At 72.5% G+C, this 16594-nt stretch carries 13 protein-coding genes; 6 read left to right on the forward strand and 7 right to left on the reverse strand.

Features of this window, described 5'->3' with window-relative positions; genetic code table 11:
* The 4 genes from BM393_RS21875 to BM393_RS21890 all read left to right on the forward strand — a co-directional run bounded on the left by BM393_RS21875 (position 1) and on the right by BM393_RS21890 (position 4914).
* Positions 1 to 1161, forward strand: a complete 1161-nt coding sequence (locus BM393_RS21875) for a glycosyltransferase family 4 protein (protein WP_091733825.1) — start codon at positions 1 to 3, stop codon at positions 1159 to 1161.
* Positions 1154 to 2470 (forward strand): putative O-glycosylation ligase, exosortase A system-associated, encoded by a 1317-nt coding sequence (locus tag BM393_RS21880; RefSeq protein WP_175538462.1) that lies wholly within the window; start codon positions 1154 to 1156, stop codon positions 2468 to 2470. Before BM393_RS21875 ends, BM393_RS21880 begins: the two co-directional genes overlap by 8 nt.
* Complete coding sequence (locus BM393_RS21885; protein ID WP_091732866.1) at positions 2470 to 3432, forward strand: polysaccharide deacetylase family protein; 963 nt, start codon at positions 2470 to 2472, stop codon at positions 3430 to 3432. Before BM393_RS21880 ends, BM393_RS21885 begins: the two co-directional genes overlap by 1 nt.
* A 159-nt stretch (positions 3433 to 3591) precedes the next feature.
* Positions 3592 to 4914 (forward strand): AAA family ATPase, encoded by a 1323-nt coding sequence (locus BM393_RS21890; RefSeq protein WP_091732869.1) that lies wholly within the window; start codon positions 3592 to 3594, stop codon positions 4912 to 4914.
* Here the strand turns inward: BM393_RS21890 and BM393_RS21895 are convergent.
* The gene (locus BM393_RS21895) at positions 4808 to 6469 is read right to left on the reverse strand and encodes an asparagine synthetase B (RefSeq protein ID WP_091732872.1); all 1662 of its coding nucleotides are present in this window, start codon (positions 6467 to 6469) and stop codon (positions 4808 to 4810) included. The genes BM393_RS21890 and BM393_RS21895 overlap by 107 nt on opposite strands.
* Before the next feature lie 209 nt (positions 6470 to 6678).
* Here BM393_RS21895 and BM393_RS21900 point away from each other — a divergent pair, with 209 nt between their 5' ends.
* A complete protein-coding gene (locus BM393_RS21900) occupies positions 6679 to 7773 on the forward strand; it encodes a hypothetical protein (protein WP_141225434.1) in 1095 nt (364 codons plus the stop codon).
* A gap of 5 nt (positions 7774 to 7778) precedes the next feature.
* Positions 7779 to 9008, forward strand: coding sequence for a glycoside hydrolase family 99-like domain-containing protein (locus BM393_RS21905; RefSeq protein ID WP_091733827.1), 1230 nt, complete (start codon positions 7779 to 7781; stop codon positions 9006 to 9008).
* A 141-nt stretch (positions 9009 to 9149) separates the two neighbouring features.
* On the opposite strand, the gene BM393_RS21910 is transcribed toward BM393_RS21905, so the two are convergent.
* From BM393_RS21910 to BM393_RS21935, 6 genes are read right to left on the reverse strand one after another with little or no spacing between them, the layout of a single operon-like run.
* Positions 9150 to 10496 carry a 3-deoxy-D-manno-octulosonic acid transferase gene (locus tag BM393_RS21910; RefSeq protein WP_091732877.1) on the reverse strand — a complete coding sequence of 449 codons (1347 nt, stop codon included), beginning with the start codon at positions 10494 to 10496 and terminating at the stop codon, positions 9150 to 9152.
* Positions 10489 to 11943 carry a lipopolysaccharide biosynthesis protein gene (locus tag BM393_RS21915; protein ID WP_091732879.1) on the reverse strand — a complete coding sequence of 485 codons (1455 nt, stop codon included), beginning with the start codon at positions 11941 to 11943 and terminating at the stop codon, positions 10489 to 10491. Before BM393_RS21915 ends, BM393_RS21910 begins: the two co-directional genes overlap by 8 nt.
* 10 nt (positions 11944 to 11953) lie before the next feature.
* Positions 11954 to 13213, reverse strand: a complete 1260-nt coding sequence (locus BM393_RS21920) for a GNAT family N-acetyltransferase (RefSeq protein WP_091732882.1) — start codon at positions 13211 to 13213, stop codon at positions 11954 to 11956.
* Positions 13210 to 14508, reverse strand: a complete 1299-nt coding sequence (locus BM393_RS21925; RefSeq protein WP_091732886.1) for a glycosyltransferase — start codon at positions 14506 to 14508, stop codon at positions 13210 to 13212. Before BM393_RS21925 ends, BM393_RS21920 begins: the two co-directional genes overlap by 4 nt.
* 10 nt (positions 14509 to 14518) lie before the next feature.
* Positions 14519 to 15703: a DegT/DnrJ/EryC1/StrS family aminotransferase gene (locus tag BM393_RS21930; RefSeq protein ID WP_091732891.1), complete on the reverse strand. Its 1185-nt coding sequence runs from the start codon at positions 15701 to 15703 to the stop codon at positions 14519 to 14521.
* 35 nt (positions 15704 to 15738) lie between these two features.
* A complete protein-coding gene (locus BM393_RS21935) occupies positions 15739 to 16587 on the reverse strand; it encodes a hypothetical protein (RefSeq protein WP_091732893.1) in 849 nt (282 codons plus the stop codon).
* Positions 16588 to 16594 lie beyond the last annotated feature (7 nt).

The raw sequence follows: 16594 nt of genomic DNA on the forward strand, positions 1-16594 counted from the left end.
ATGCCCAGCCACGGCATCTTCGTGGAGACGCGCCTGCGCCACCTGGTGGCCTCGGGCCAGGCCGAGTCGCGCGTGATCGCGCCGGTGCCCTGGTTCCCGCTCAAGGGCGAGCGCTTCGGCGAGTACGGCAAGTTCGCCGCCACGCCGGCGCGCGAGTCGCGCCACGGCCTGGAGGTCGAGCATCCGCGTTTCATCCGCCTGCCCAAGGTCGGCATGAGCAGCGCGCCCTACACGCTGGCCTGGACCTTCCTGCGCGCAGCCAGGCGCCTGCAGGCGCGGGGCCATGACTTCGACCTGATCGACGCGCACTACTTCTATCCCGACGGCGTGGCCGCGGCCTTCGTCGCCAAGGCGCTGAACAAGCCGCTGGTGATCACCGCCCGCGGCACCGACATCAACCTCATCCCCGAGTACCCGTTCCCGCGCAAGCTGATCCTGCGCGCGGCCCAGCAGGCCGACGCGATGATCACCGTCTGCGAGGCGCTCAAGGACGAGCTGGTCGCGCTGGGCGCCGATGCGGCGAAGGTGACCGCGCTGCGCAACGGCGTGGATCTGGCGCTCTTCCATCCCGGTGGACGCGAGAACGCGCGCGCCGCGTTGCAGCTCGCGCCGGGTCGCTTCACGCTGGCCTCGGTGGGCCACCTCATCGAGCGCAAGGGCCATGAGCTGGTGATCGGCGCGCTGGCCGAGCTGCCCGACGTCGACCTGCTGATCGCCGGCGCCGGCCCCGAGGAGGGCGCGCTGCGCCGCCTCGCGGTGCAGCTGGGCGTGAACTCGCGCGTGCGCTTCCTGGGTGCGCTGCCGCAGGCGCGCCTGCGCGAGGTCTATGCCGGCGTGGACGCGCTGGTGCTGGCCTCCAGCCGCGAAGGCTGGGCCAACGTGCTGCTGGAGGCGATGGCCTGCGGCACGCCGGTGGCGGCGTCGAAGGTCTGGGGCACGCCCGAAGTCGTGGCCGCGCCCGAGGCCGGCGAACTGATGCCCGAACGCAGCGCCGCCGGCGTGGCCGAGGCGGTGCGCCGGCTGCGCGCCGCGCCGCGCGACCGGTCCGCGACCCGCCGTTATGCCGAGCGCTTCAGCTGGGAGGCGACGACGCAGGGGCAGCTTGATCTCTTCCACCGCATCCTGGCCGCGCGGCGGTCGCCGGAGCTGCGCCATGCGTGACCTGCTGATGCTGGGCCTGTTCACGGCCCTGATCTACAAGACCTTGAAGGACCCGCTCTGGGGCGTGCTGGGCTGGGTGTGGATGGGCGTGATGAACCCGCACCGGCTGGCCTACGGCTTCGCGCACGACGCGCCGTGGTCGATGCTGATCGCGCTGACGCTGTTCCTGAGCCTGCTGATCCACCGCGACAAGCTGGTGAAGTTCCCGGTCAACGCGGTCACGATCCTGCTGGGGATCTGGATCGTGTGGATCGGCGTGTCGCCCCTGCTGTTCTCGTTCTATCCCGACAAGGAGATGCACTTCTGGTCGCGCGCCTTCAAGGTGCTGCTGATGGTGCTGGTGTCGCTGCTGGTGGTGCAGCGGCGCCGCGACCTGGACTGGCTGGTGCTGGTGCTGGTGGTCTCGATCGGCTACTACGGCATCAAGGGCGGCGTGTTCACCGTGCTGTCGGGCGGCTCGGCGCGGGTGTGGGGGCCGGAGGGCTCCTTCATCGAGGACAACAACTCGCTGGCGCTGGCGACCATCATGACGGTGCCGCTGATCCGCTACCTGCAGTTGCAGTCGACCCAGCGCTGGCAGCGCCACCTGGCGACGGTGGCGATGCTGCTGTGCATGGCCTCGGCGGTGGGCTCGCAATCGCGCGGGGCCTTCCTGGCGATCGTGATGATGTCCTTCTTCATGTGGCTCAAGAGCCGCAACAAGCTGCCGCTGGCACTGGTGGTGCTGGTGGCGCTGCCGCTGATCTTCGTCTTCATGCCGGACAGCTGGACCGACCGGATGGAGACCATCAGGACCTACGACCAGGACGCATCGGCGATGGGCCGCATCAACGCCTGGCAGATGGCCTGGCGGCTGGCGACCGACCTGTTCCCGTTCGGCGGCGGCTTCACCGTGGCGGGGGCGGCGGTGTTCGCGAAGTACGCGCCCGATCCGTCGATCCCGCTGACGGCCCACAGCATCTACTTCCAGGCGATGGGCGAGCACGGCTTCATGGGGCTGGCGCTGTTCGTGGGCATCTTCGCGACGACCTGGCGACTGGCCGGCGCGACGATCCGCGCCAGCAAGGCCGAGCCGGACCTGCAGTGGGCGCGCGACCTCGCGGCGATGTGCCAGGTGGGCTTGATCGGCTACGCCACCGGCGGGGCTTTCCTGAGCCTGGTGTATTTCGACCTGCCGTATTACCTCGTGCTGATCGTCGTGGTGGTGAACCGGATCGTCGCGGCCGAGATGGCGCAGCGCAAGCAGGCCGCGATCGCCGCGGGCCAGCTGCCGCGCGACGTCCATTCGCCGTACTGGGGGAGCGTCTGATGCTGGCGGGGCTGAGCCTGCTGGGCTGGCCGCGCGGCGAGTCCGCGCTGAGCATCCTGATCTACCACCGCGTGCTGCCGTCGCCCGACGCGCTGCGCCCGGGCGAGATCGACGCGGCGCGCTTCGAGGCGCAGGTGGCCTTCCTGGCGCGGCATTTCACGCTGATGACGGTCAGCGACGCCGCGGCCGCGCTGCGCGAGCGTCGCCTGCCGCGGCGCGCGGCCTGCATCACCTTCGACGACGGCTACGCCGACAACTGGACCGTGGCGCATCCGATCCTGGCGCGCCATGGCGCGCGCGCGACCGTGTTCGTCGCCACCGGCTACCTCAACGGCGGCCGCATGTTCAGCGACACGGTGATCGAATTCGTGCGGCGCGTGCCGGGGCCGGTGCTGGACCTGTCGGCGGTGGGCATGGGCGTGCATCCGGTGGCGACGGTGGAGGAGCGGCTGAAGGCGGTGTCGGCGCTGCAGGTGCAGCTGAAGTACCTGGCGCCGGACGAGCGCGAGGCGCAGCTGCGGCGGATGCTGGCGGCGCTGCCGGTGGGCCCGATGCCGGACGACCTGATGCTCACCGACGCGCAGCTGCGGCAACTGGCCGACGCGGGCCATGAGATCGGCGGCCACACGGTGGACCACACGGTGCTGACGACGCTGACGCCGGACGGCGCGCGCGAGCAGGTGCGCGCCGGGCGCGACCACCTGGCCGCGCTGCTGGGCCGGCCGGTGCGCAGCTTCGCGTATCCGAACGGCCGGCCGGTGCGCGACTACGACGCCGGCCATGCGGCCATGCTGCGCGAGCTGGGTTTCGAGGCCGCGGTGAGCACCGCGGCCGGCGTGGCGCTGCCGGGCGCGGACTGCTTCCAGCTGCCGCGCTACACGCCCTGGGGGCGCTCGACCGCGATGTTCGCGGCCCGCATGATGCGCAACGCGCGGATGGGCGGGCCGGCGGCGGTCGTCTGAGCGCGCGCCCTCGAGGGGGCGCCAGTGGATGGGCGCAATCACGCAAAGTAGTGGATCACGCGATCGTCGGCGCCGCGCAACGAGCGACCGGCCGACACGGCCTGGGTGAAATCCACCGCGCGCTGGCGGCCCAAGAATGGACGGCCTGGAGGTGAATCCATGCTGCAAGTCCTTCATCGCATCCTTGATCGCATCCGCGCGGCGCGCGAGCCGGAGCACCGAGCTGGCCCCGCGATCGATGAGCGGGTCTTCCACCGTCCGGCGCTGGCCGAGGATCTGGCCGCGAGCCTGTTGTCGCGCTCCTACGCCTCCGGGATGTTCCTCACGGCGCCCCGCCGCACGGGGAAAAGCACCTTCATCCGCCATGACCTGATTCCCGCACTCGAGCGTCAGCATCGCGCGCTCGTCCTCTACGCCGACCTCTGGGAGCACCGCGCCGAGGACCCGGGCGCCGTGATCGTCGGACTGGTGGCCCGCGCGCTGAAGGCGCGCAAATCCGCGGCGCAAGCGGTGCTGGAGCGGTTCCGCCTGTCCCGACTGAAGGTGCCGGGCCTCGAACTCGACATGGACAAGGCCGCCCCGGCGCCGGCGCTGCAACCCTCCCTGCGCCAATCGCTGGAGCGCCTTTCGAACCTGACGCGGCGCACCGTCGTGCTGATCGTCGACGAAGCCCAGCACACGCAGACCACCGCCTACGGGCGCGAAGTGATGTTCATGCTCAAGTCGGCACGCGACCAGTTGAGCAATCGGGAGCTGCTGATGTTCCGGCTGCTGATGACCGGCTCGCACCACGCGAAGATCGAGCGGCTGGTCCGCTACAAGCATGAGGCGTTCTACTGCGCCCCATTGAAGGCGATGCCGACCTTGGGGGGCGAGGACTACTTCGAATGGGAGCGGGCCGCCCACGCGCCGGCCTTTCTCCCCGCGCTCGACGCCATGGGCCAGGCCTTCGAGATCTGCCTGCGCCGGCCGGAGGTGTTCCACATCGCCTGCCAGGCTGCCAGCGCCCGGGTGGCGACCACCGCGGAGAGCCAGGAGCAGTTGCTGTTGCGGATGGCACGCCGGCACATCGATGCCGAGCGGCAGGAGTTCCTGCATCGGCTGATGAAGCTGGATCCGCTGGACCAGGCGGTGCTGCGATCGATGGCGGAGGCAGGGCCGTCCTTCGCGCCGTTCTTTCCGGCGGCGGGGGAGCGGATCTCGGCGCTGCTGGCAGCGATGCCGGGCACGCCGGCGCGGCCCACCTCGCCGGGCGACATCCGCGCTGCGCTCACCCGGCTCTGCGAGGCCAACCTGGTGTGGAGCGGCGACGGCCCCTACGTGTTGGAGGACGCACAAGCCGCGGTGTGGCTGAGGGAGCTGGAGTTGCCGAGACTCACAGCCGATAGTTCGGCCGCCGCCCTCGCAGCCATTGCTCCAGCATCATCAGGATCCACACCATCTCGCCGTAGTACCCGGGGTGCTCCGGCAGTCGCTGCTTGAGCAGGCTCTCGATGAAGGCCGGCCGGACGATGCCGCGCGTGGCCAGGCTGCTCAGCGAATCCTCCGCCAGCGCGCGCAGCTGCGCGTCGCGCGTCGCCCAGACGCCGAAGGGCAGGCCGAACCCCTGCTTCTTCTTGACGATGATCTCGTCGGGCAGGAAGCCGCGCAGCGCCTCCTTGAAGAACCAGCGCAGCTTCAGCCCCTTGAGCTTGTAGTCCGCCGGCAGGCGCTCCGAGAAGGCCAGCAGCTCGTCGTCCAGCATCGGGAAACCGACCGAGGTGCCCGCCAGCGAGGTCGTGCCCACCACCTTGGGCAGGTCGGTGTCCGCCAGCGTGTAGCGCCAGTCGAAGGCCAGCATGCGGTCGACCAGCCGTCCGGTCTTGATCGCGTTCCACACCTGGCGCTGCTGCTTCTGCGGCCCGAGCGGGTCGACGCGTCGCAGGAAGTCGGTTTCCAGCACCTCGCCCAGGCCCAGCCGCGTCAGCAGGTTGTAGCTCTGCAGGCGGTCGGGCATCGGCACCCGGGCCTGGTCGATGTAGCTCGCGCCCTTCTTCAGCAGCGGCAGCTTGCCCACCGGCGAGCCGAACACCGGCTGCAGCACGAAGTCGCGCAGCGGTCCCGGCACGCGCCCGTACCACGAGAACACCGTCTGCTTGGCGTAGCGGGTGTTGCCGCCGAAGAGCTCGTCGCCACCGTCGCCGGCCAGCAGGTGCCGCACGCCGTTGTCGTGCGCGCGCCGGGCGCAGTAGTAGGCCGGCAGCGCCGAGCTGTTGCCGAAGGGCTGGTCGTAGTGGGTCGCGACCTTGGCGATGCCGTCGACCAGGTCCCGGGGCGTCACGTAGTACTCGTGGTGCCGGCAGCCGAAGTGCTTGGCCGCGATGCGCGCGAAGGCCATCTCGTCGTAGCCCTCGGCCTCGAAGCCGATCGAGTAGGTGTCCGCCGGCCGGCCCGCGACGCGGCTCAGCATGCCGGCGACCGTCGAGCTGTCGGTGCCGCCGCTCAGGAAGCAGGCCGCGTCCGGCGCCTGCATCGCCCGTTGCACCGAGCGCTCCAGGATCTGCCGGAACTCGTCCTTCAGGTCCTCGAGCCGCGGTGCGGGCTCGGCGCGGAAGGTCGGTGTCCAGTAGGGCAGCACGCGCAGCTCGCCGCGCTCGAAGATGCCCACATGCCCCGGCGGCAGGCGGAAGATGTTGCGGAAGACCGTCCGCGGCGACGGGATGACATGGAAATAGAGGTAGTCGAACAGCGCCTGCGGATCGAGGTCGGCCTCGTCGCCGGCCAGGTCGTCCGCGCGGGTGGCGACCTGCAGTTCATGGCCGACGATGCGATAGCACAGCGGCTCGATGCCGAAGCGGTCGGTCGCCAGCACGGTGCGGCCGCCGGGCTGGCGCCAGGCCACCGAGAAGCGGCCGCCGACCTGCGCCAGCGCCGGTACCGGATCGGTCGCCGACAGCAGCGTCTGCCAGGCGGCGTCGCGTTGCGCGGCCGGGGCGTCGGCGGGAAGGCCCGGCAGGGCCGGTTGTCCGGTGGAGAGGAAAAGGGCGGTGCTCGTCATCGTTCTGGGCGGTCCGGGGTCCGACCGCGGTGCGGAAAGGGTGCGCGCGCGGGCTGGGGGATTCTGTCGTGGAAACGTGGCGCTTCCACCCGCGCGGACCCCTGGGTTCGCGGGGAGCGCGGGCGGGGTCCGCGTCCCGGCCATGCCGCACAATCGCGGCCTGCCCGCCGCCGGTGGCGGGTGCTGGAGCCGGTTTGCAGATTCACTGGATGCCTCACGCGCTGAACCCGGCCTATGCCGGCGTGCGCTTGCGCTGCCTGATGCCGAGCCGCGAATTGCGGCGCTCGGGCCTGGCGTCGCGCGTGCTGGATCCGGCGGCTCCATCGCCGGCGCTGCCGTCAGGCGGCGTGCTGGTGGTGCAGGCGAAGTGGCTGCTGGACGCGGGATCGCCCGGCGCGCTGCGCGCGCGGACCGCGCAACTGGCCCAGGCCCGCGAGCGCGGCGCCCGGCTGGTGCTGGACAGCTTCGACAACTATTTCCTGAACGAATCCGGCGACCCGGCCCGCGCCGAACTGCTGGCCGCCTATCGTGAGGCTCTACCGCTGTTCAGCTTGTTCACCGTCTCCTCGCCGGGCCTGAAGCCGCTGCTGGAGGCCGAGCTGCCGCCGGACCTGCGGACCGCCGCGCCGGTGCGGGTCGTCGGCGATCCGGTCGAGACGCCGGCGGCGGCGCGCGACTTCGAATCGCTGCCGCATCGCCTGCATCCGGGCCGCTGGAGCGGCCACTGGCGCGCCTGGCGCGAACTGCGCGAGCACCGCGCGCAGCGCCGCCAGGCCCGGCAGCTGATGTGGTTCGGCAATCACGGCAGCGCCTACGCGACCGGCGGCATGACTGAGCTCGAGCGCCTGCTGCCGCTGCTGGAAGCCGCGTCGCGGCGGCAGCCGCTGCGGCTGACGGTGGTCAGCAACTCCGAGCAGCGCTACCGCGAGCTGCTGGGCCGCGCCGCCTTCCCGCACCGCTACCGGCCCTGGGACCGGCTGCACTTCCTGTCGCTGCTGGGCGAGCAGGACCTGGTGCTGCTGCCGGCCCGCATGACCGCCTTCACGATGGCCAAGAGCAACAACCGCATGCTGCTGGCGCTGGCCCAGGGCGTGCCGGTGATGGCCGATCCCTTGCCCGACTACCAGCCCTGGCGCGCGTTCTGCGCGCTGGACGAGTGGGACCGCCTCGCCGAGCACCTCGTCGACCCGGCCCCGCTGGCCGCCCGAGCCCGCGCCGCGATGCCCGCCATCGAGCGCGACTACTCCACGCGCGCCATCGCCGCCCAATGGCGCGAGGCGCTGCAAGCTCCCGCTGTCCGATGAGCCGCATGACCCCTGATGCCCTCGCCACGCCGCAGCCGCCCGTCGCCGCTGCCGTGCCAGCCGCCGCTGATGCCGTCGGCGCCGCTGACACCGCTGGTTCCAGCGCCCCGGTGGAGGCCGGATCGTTGCCCGCGTCCTCGCCCGACGAGCCGCTGGCGATCGCCATCGTGCTGCCGCAGTTCCACCCGATCCCGGAGAACGACGCCTGGTGGGGCAAGGGCTTCACCGAGTGGCGCAACGTCGCCAAGGCGCGGCCCCTCTACAAGGGCCATCACCAGCCGCACCTGCCGGGCGAGCTCGGCTTCTACGACCTGCGCCTGCCCGAGGCGCGCGCCGCGCAGGCGGCGCTGGCGCGGCAGTACGGCATCGGCGGCTTCTGCTACTACCACTACTGGTTCAACGGCCACCGCCTGCTGGAGCGCCCGGTCGAGGAGATCCGCGCCAGCGGCGAGCCGGACTTCCCCTACTGCCTGGCCTGGGCCAACGAGAACTGGAGCCGCGCCTGGAACGGCAGCGAGCGCGAGATGCTGATGCAGCAGCGCTACTCCGACGAGGACGACGAGGCCCACATCCGCACGCTGCTGCCGCACTTCCGCGATCCGCGCTACATCCGCATCGACGGCAAGCCGCTGTTCATCGTCTACAAGGTCGACCACCTGCCCGATCCGCGGCGCACGCTCGAGACCTGGCGCCGCATCGCGCGCGAGGAGGGCGTCGGCGAGCTGACGCTGGCCCAGTTCGAATGGAGCGGCAGCGGCTCCGGCGCCGATCCGCGCGAGGTCGGGCTGGACCTGTCGATCGAGTTCGCGCCCGACTGGCGGCGCCTGGGCGGACGGCACTTCACCGGCTGGAAATCGCGGCTGCTGATGGCGCTGGGCCTGCTGCCCAAGGCCTACGGCGAGCACAACTTCTTCGACTACCAGCGCATGGTCGACGGCGTGCTGGCCAAGCCCGCGCCGCGTTATCCCTTCCTGCGCTGCGTCAGCCCCGGCTTCGACAACAGCGCGCGGCGCTCGGCCGGCGCGACCATCCTGATGAACAACACGCCGGCGCGTTACCGGCGCTGGCTCGAGGCGGCGCTCGCCTGGACCCGCCAGCACCAGCCGCCCAAGCGCCAGGTGGTGTTCATCAATGCCTGGAACGAATGGGCCGAGGGCAACCACCTCGAGCCCGACACGATGAACGGCCACGCCTACCTGGAAGCGACCCGGGACGCGCTGCGCCCGGGCCGCTGAGCGGCATCACGGGCTGGAGTCGTCGACGGCGCCCCTGAGGTCGGGGCACCGGGCCATCGAGTCACGAGTCACCGAGTCACCGAATCGTCGATTCGTCGATTCGTCGATTCGTCGAGCGGCCCGGGTTCTGGCGCTGCCGGCTCAGCGCCGCCCGATCCAGGCCGCGCAGGCGGCCTGATGCCGCGCCACCGAACCCCGCATCGACGCGAGCGCCTCCTCGGTGCGCCGCAGGTCCTCGGCGATGCGCGGGGCGCGGTCGATGGCGGCCAGCCAGTAGTCGCACATGCTGGCCTCGTCATCGCACTCGTGCAGCACGCCGCGGTCGCGCAGCAGCCGGTAGACGGGGTAGGACGGATAGGTCGTGTCCCAGCCGCCGCGGATCGTCAGCGGCTTGTTGAGCCCCAGCGGCTCCAGCACGTTGTGGTCGACGCCGACATGCGCGACGCTCGCCGCGGCATAGAAGTCCCGCAGCTCGCCGACGGTGTCCAGCACCAGGCACTGCACCTGCGGCGCCAGCGGCCCGTCCTCCAGCTGCGAGCGCCGCGCCACCACCAAGCCGGCCTCGCCGAGCTGCGCCAGCAGGGCGCTCATGCGCTCGAGGTTCTCCGGATGACGGGGCGCGAGGATCAGCAGCGCGCGCGGATGCGTGCGGCGCAGCCGCTCGAAGGCGCCCAGCACCTGGCGCTGCTCCGCCAGCTCGGTGACGCAGCCGCCCACGATCACCGGACGGTCGGTGGCCAGCAGCTCGCCCAGCAGGCGCGGGCTGTGCGTGGCCTGCTCGACGCGCCAGTCGGCCCGCCGCATCGCATCGAACTTCATGTTGCCGGTGACCTGCAGCCGCTCGCGCGGCGCGCCGCGGGCCTCAAGCGCGCGCGCGGTCTCGGCGTCCTGCACGCACAGCAGGTCGAAGGCGCCGAGGAAGTCGCGCTCCAGCAGGCGGCGCTCGAGCTGGTCCAGCCGCGCCGGCGGGTCGTAGTGATAGAGCCAGCCGTTGAGCATCAGCGTGGCGGCGCCGCGGCGGCGCGCCTCGCGCAGGAAGGCGTAGGAGAAGCGGCAGGGCGCCTCCGAGGGCAGGCAGGGGATCTCGGCCAGCGCCAGCATCGCCGGCGGCAGCACGCGCGCGAGCCGGCGCGCGTCGCTGCTGTGGCCGCGGCTGATGCAGACCACCGCCTGCGGCAGGCGCGCCAGGTAGGCCTCGCGGTAATGCGCGTGCTCGGTGATCAGCACCGGGCGCAGGTCGGGGCGCTGCGCGGTCAGCCATTCGATCATCGGCGCCACCGCGTTGAGCTCGCCGATGGTGGTGACGTAGAACCACAGCGCCGGGCCGCGCGCGTCGGCCGGCGTCAGCGCGAACGCGCCCAGCGTGTTGTTGCCGCGCAGGTCGCTCAGGCGCTCCAGCGCGCGGAACAGCGCCCAGCGCAGCGCTTCGCCGCGCCGGCTCGGGGCCGGCGCCACCGGCGCGGGCAGGGACGGGGTCAGCTCAGGCATGGCGGCTCCGCAAATGGGTCAGGGCGCGTCGCACCTCGGTCATCGCCGGATGCCGCAGCAGCGTGGCGCAGCCCAGCCAGGCCAGCGCGCCCGCCACGACGCACAGGGCCAGGCGCGGCACCAGCGGCAGGCCGAGCTCGTGGCTGGCCAGTTGCGCCAGGCCCAGGCCGGCGCAGCAGCCCAGCGCGAGCTGCGCGCTGACGGTGCTCGGGCCGAAGAGCTCGCGCGGGCGGGCCTGCAGCACCTCGGTCAGGTGGCGGGTGTACATCGCGACCTGCACCAGGTTGCCGATCACGAAGACGGCGGCCACCGCATGCAGGTTCCACAGCGCGGCCAGGCCCACGCAGGCCAGGTGCGTCGGCCCGTACCAGAGCGCCACCGACAGCCGGCGGCGGATCTGGCCGGTGGCCGCGAGCGCGTTGGGCGCCAGCATCGTCAGCGCGTAGGGCAGGCCGGCCAGCGCGAGCAGCGTCGCCAGCGGCGCGGCCTCGTGCCACTGCGGGCCGAAGAGCAGCGCGATGATGTCGCCCGAGAGCAGCGCCACGCCGCCCATGAAGGGCCAGGCGATGCCGGTGAAGATGGCGGTGCCCTTGGCGTAGGGCGCCACCAGGCTGTGGCCGGCGCGGTGGTCCGCGGCCAGCGCGGGCGTGGCCACGCGCAGGATCGCGGAACTGACGGTCTGCGCCAGCAGGTCGATCAAGCCGGTGGCGCGGCTGAACAGGCCCAGCGCGGTGAAGCCGAAGACCTTGCCGATGATCAGTTCATGGCCGTTGCGCGAGCCCGACTCGACCAGCCGCGAGCCGGTGAACATCGCGCCGAAGCGCAGTTGGCGGCCGACGCCGCGCAGCCGCGGCAGCAGCAGCGCGTCACGCGGCCGCAGCCAGACCAGCACGGCGACCTGGACCGCGATCCCGGCCACCGGTCCCCAGGCCAGGCTCATCGCGCCATGGCCGCGCCAGGCCAGGGCGATGCTGGTGACGGCGTTGGCGGCATTGGCGCTGACCTGGACGATGAAGACCTGGTGGAAGGCCATCTCGCGGTTGAGCAGCGCGAAGGTCGGCGAGGCCAGCGGCAGCATCACGAAATTCAGGCTCAGCACCAGCAGCAGGTCGGCCAGCAGCGGCTCGTGGTACCAGTCGGCCAGCAGGAAGCGGCCGCCCAGGATGGCCAGCGCGATGCCCCAGGCCATCAGCAGCGTGATGGTGAAGGCGCTGCGCAGCTTTTCGCGGTCGAGCTCGCGCTCCTGGATCAGGTATTCGCTGACGCCGAAGTCGCGCAGGATGGACGCCAGGTTGGTGACCACCGCGCACAGCGAATAGACGCCGACCTGGGTCGGCGTCAGCAGCCGCGCCAGGATCATCGTCGTCGGGACGGTGATCAGCAGGCTCAGGTAGCGCTCGGCGAAGGACCAGGCCAGCGCGCCGCGCACGGTCGGCGACTTGCTCATGCGTCGCCCTTCATGGCGCGGACTCCGCCCGTGCGGACGAAGCGCCCGGCGCGCCCGTCGCGGCGCCCGCGTGGGGCGTGTTGACCGGCGCACCGGTCGGGGCGGGCGCCGTCGTGGCTGAGGCCGTCGGTGCCAGCGCTTCGGCGGCGGCCGGGCCGGCTTCGGCCGGCTGCGCGGTCGCGGTGGCCGGGCCGCGGCGCAGCCACTGCTTGAGCCGCGGCACCCAGCCCCAGCGGTACAGCGTGGCGTGGTGGATGGGACGCGCGTCGGCGGTCCAGCGCGTGTGCCACTCCATGACCTTGCCGTAGAACTCGATGCGGCGGATCGGCCCGCCCGCGGCGGCGGCCTCGAAGAGCTGCTGGAACTGCAGCTGCCGCATCAGCGTCGACGGCGACACCGCCTTGTGCGCCTCGTCGTAGGCGGTCTTGAGGATCACGATCTTCGAGCCCGATTCGATGCACAGGTCCATCGCGACGACGGCGTCGTCGAACCAGTACTGGTACAGGCGCGCGCGGCCGTCCCGCGCGAAGGACTCCAGCATCGCGCGGTAGAACTCGTACTGCGGATGGCCCGGCGCGATCGCCGTGCCCTCGGAGCCCTTCCAGCCGCTGGCCTCGAGCTGGCCGTAGCGCACCAGCGCCGGCGCGACGTCCTCGGGCCGCGTCAGGCATTCGAGCCGCGTGACCGTGCCGGCCGTGTCCAGCTTCTTCTGCTGCTTGCGCAGGTTCTGGCGCAGGTTCTTGCCGCGGGCTTCCCAGTAGGTCTCGAAGTCGCCGGCGAGGTCCACCCAGGCGGTGTCGATGTAGTCCTGGCCGCGCCAGCGCGCGCCATCGTCGGCGCGCGGATGGAAGAGGCTGTCCAGCTGCGTCAGGCCCAGCGCCAGCGCCGACAGCGGCAGCGCGCGCAGCAGCCCGTCGGCCAGGGCCTCCAGCGGCGCGCCGGCGTCGCTCAGCCACGCGCCCAGCGGCAGCTGCGAGGGCTGGAAGGTCGACCACTGCCCGGCGCCTCGCGGCGCCACGATGGCCGCGGCGCGCGGCGCCTTCGGGTCACCGAACAGCGCGAGCCGCTCGCGGCCGGTGCCGAAGGAGCGCAGCAGCGGCGTGAGGAAGGCGCTCTCCAGGAAGGGCAGGCCGGCCACGCGCGCCTGCAGCGCATCCCAGGCGGCGGCGTGCGGCGCGAAGGCGGCCGCGTCCGGCAATGGGATGAGCGTCCAGCGGGCGTTGGTGGATAGGGGCGACGTGGTCGGCGTGTGGGGTGTCGTCGGGGTCATGGGCGGGCCTCGGCGGTGGGCATCTGGGGGGCGCAGGCTTCGTCGAGCACGCGGGCGAGCTCGCCGGTGCGCGACTCGCGCGAGGCGGCGGCGATGGCCGAAGCCGCGGGCAGCGCGGCACGGCCATGGAACAGGTCATCGAGGAAGCGATCGAGCACCGCCGCGACGCCGGGGCCGTCCTCCAGCGCCGCGATCCGCGGCAGGCCGGCGCGGCGCATCAGTTGCGCGGTGTCGCCGGCCAGGTCAGCCAGCGTCAGCACCGGGCGGCGCGCGCGCAGGTACTCGTAGGCCTTGGCGGGAATCTGGTCATTGCAGTCGTTCGACTGCAGCAGCAGCAGCGCGTCGGCGCGCAGCATCTCGGCCAGCGCGTCGGCATAGGGCAGCGGCGGCGCGACCTCGACCAGGTCGGCCACGTCCAGCCGGCGCGCCAGCGCCAGCACGAAGTCGTCATGCGCGGTCGCGCGCAGCCGCAGCCGCAGTCGCGCCGCGTCGACCCGGCCCGCGACCTTGGCGGCGGCCAGCGCCTCGAACAGGCGCGCCGGGCTGCGCCAGTCGGGATAGACGACGCCGCTGTGCAGCAACACGCGCGGGCCGGCGGCGGGCGCTGCAGCCGTCGAGGGCGGGGCGTTCGCGCCTTCCATCCGCACGGCGCGCTCGGCCTGCTGGAAGGCGGCCTCGCTGTAGCCGTTCTCGATCACGCGCAGGCGGTCGGCGGCGGCCGGGAAGCGCTGCGCATACAGCCGCGCCGCGCCGGGCGTGGTGAAGGTGCAGCGCGCCGCGCGCGCGAAGACCTTGCGCTCGACCGCGGCGAAGCTGCGCCACAGCACCGGATCGGCCGGGTAGCCGTCGTGGGCCATCGGGTCGCGGAAGTCGGCGACCCAGGGCAGGCCGCTCAGGCGCGACAGCCAGTAGCCGACCAGGTGCGCCGTCGGGATCGGATAGGTGCTCCAGATCGCGTCGGGCCGCGTCTGGCGGATCAGCCGCAGGCCGGCCGGCACGGCGCCCAGCAGCCAGCTGTGCCAGCGGTCCGGAAGCGCCAGGAAGCCCGGGTAGCGGCCGCCGATCGACAGGTGCCGCGCGGCGTCCAGCGCGAAGGCCCGGCGCACCGGCAGCTCCGGCGGGATCTCTTCGAGCAGGTCGTCGCCGGTGTGCGCATGCGCGCGCGGATGCGCGGTCAGCACGCTCGGCGACCAGCCCAGCGCCGGCAGCTGCTGCGCGAAGCGCAAGGCGCGCTGCACGCCGCTGCTGCCCGCCATCGGCGGGAACTGGAAGGACACCATGAGCACGCGCCGCATGACTGGAGCCTCAGCGCGCGGGCGCGATGAAAAGGCGCTCGACCTGCTCGACGATGCGGCGCAGGTCGGCGTCGGTGAGGTCCTGGTGGCAGGCCAGCTGCAGCACGTGGTGCGACCAGGCCTTGCCGGCATCGCCCGGCAGCGCCGGCACGCCGGGCCAGAGCCGGTCCCAGCGCGACACCGGCACGCCCAGGCGGCGCATCTCCAGGTAGCCCGGGTCGGGCGTGCGCACCCACAGCGGGAAGACGTAGGGCGCGCAGTCCGGCGGCAGGGCCGGCAGCAGCGGGTGCACGCCGTCGCGGTCGCTGAAGGCCTCGGTGAACAGCGCGTAGTTGCGGCGGCGGGCCTCGACGATGCGATGGCGCGGCACGCGCCGCGAGATCCAGCCGCTGGCCCGCGTGAGCGCGCGGTGCGACAGCGGCAGGTCGATCAGCGCCATGTTGGCGTCGATCTCGCCGCTCTCGTCGAGCTCGCCGTAATGGCTGGGCGCGGCCGGCGCGCCGCCGCCGCTCACCACGCGGCGCAGCGCGCTCTTGAGCGCGAAGGCGCCGCGGATCAGCCGGTTCAGCCCCGTCAGGCGGTCGTGCGTGGCGCCCATGTGCAGGATGTCGGACGCCGCCTTGACCTGCTCGATGCGACCGGCCGGCGTCAGCGGCGGCAGGGCCAGGTCGGCGCGGTTGAGCGCCAGGATGCCGCCCTCGGGCGTCGGGAAGAACTTGGTCAGGCTGGCGATCGCGACGTCGCCCCAGGAGCCGATCGGCCGCGCGCCGGCGCGGCCGAACATCGCATGCGCGCAGTCCTCGATCAGCGCGATGCCGCGCGCGTCGCACCAGGCGCGCACCGCGTCCATCGGCTGCGGCAGGCCGAAGTAGTGCGGCACCAGCAGCGCCTTCGGATGCGCCGGCCCGTGGGCCGAGAGCCAGTCCAGGCGCGGCACGCCGTGCTCGTCGATGGGATAGAAGGCCGCGTCGGCGCCCAGCGTCTTCACCGGCGAGACCATGGTCGGGCAGTGGTAGGACGGCAGCAGCACCAGGTCGCCCGGACCGACGTCCAGGCACTCGAGCGCGAGCAGGATGGCCGCGCGCCCGCTGGTGGTGAGCAGGTGGCGCGGGTGGTCGAGCAGGCTGTGCTGGTCGACCCGGGCGGCACCGGCGAAGGTGCGCCAGCCGATGACGGGCAGCCGGGGCGCGAGCATGGGAGGCGGCGGGCTCAAGTCGGAGGGCCTGCCGGTCAGCGGGAGGCGGGCGGCGTGGCGGCGCCGGACGCCGGGGCCGGGCCTGATGCCGATGCCGATGCCGATGCCGATGCCGATGCCGGCGATGACGCCGGCGCGGAAGCGGCCGGTGCGGGCTCGGAGGCCGAGGGCGCGGGCGCCGAGGCGGCCTCGCCCGGCAGCTGGATGTCCGACGGCCAGCGGTTGATCGCGATCAGGCGCTGACGCAGCACCGGGTGCGTCATGCCGGCGCCGTAGGCGCGGCGGGCCGCGTCCACCGCCATGTCGACCTGATTGAGGTCCAGCGCGACCATGCCCACGTTGTAGACCGAGAACGCGTTGTCGCCGGTCAGCTTGGACGCGGCCTCCAGCTGTTCCTTGGCCGGCCCCGGCTTGCCCTTGCCGTTCAGGTAGCCGGCGTAGATCAGGCGCACGATGACGTCGTCCGCCTTCCAGGCCAGCGCGCGCTTGAAGTAGCAGTCGACGGTGAACAGCGCGTCGGGCGGCTGGTCGCGCTTGGTGCGCTCGCCGTAGAGCATCATCGCCACCAGCGCGCGATGGTGGTTGGGGAAGGCGCGCAGCGTGTAGTCGATGTCGCTGCCGATCGTGCCGCGCTTGCACTTGACCAGCGCCTCGCAGGTGTCGATGAAGTGGGCGCCTTCGACCATCAGCAGCGGCGACATCTGCTTGGTCACCGGGTCGATCTCCGGCGCGTCCTTGTACTGGCGGTAGTCGTAGGGCCCGTAGTTGTTGGCCAGCCCGCCGCAGCCCACGCCCTGCGCGACGGCGGCCTGGGTGACGACGGCGCCGGCCAGCGCCAGCGCGAGGGTGCGCCAGCCGGCGCGGGGGAACGGAAGGGCGGACATGGCGGTG

It is taken from the genome of Mitsuaria sp. PDC51, assembly GCF_900113225.1.
Classification (GTDB): domain Bacteria; phylum Pseudomonadota; class Gammaproteobacteria; order Burkholderiales; family Burkholderiaceae_C; genus Roseateles.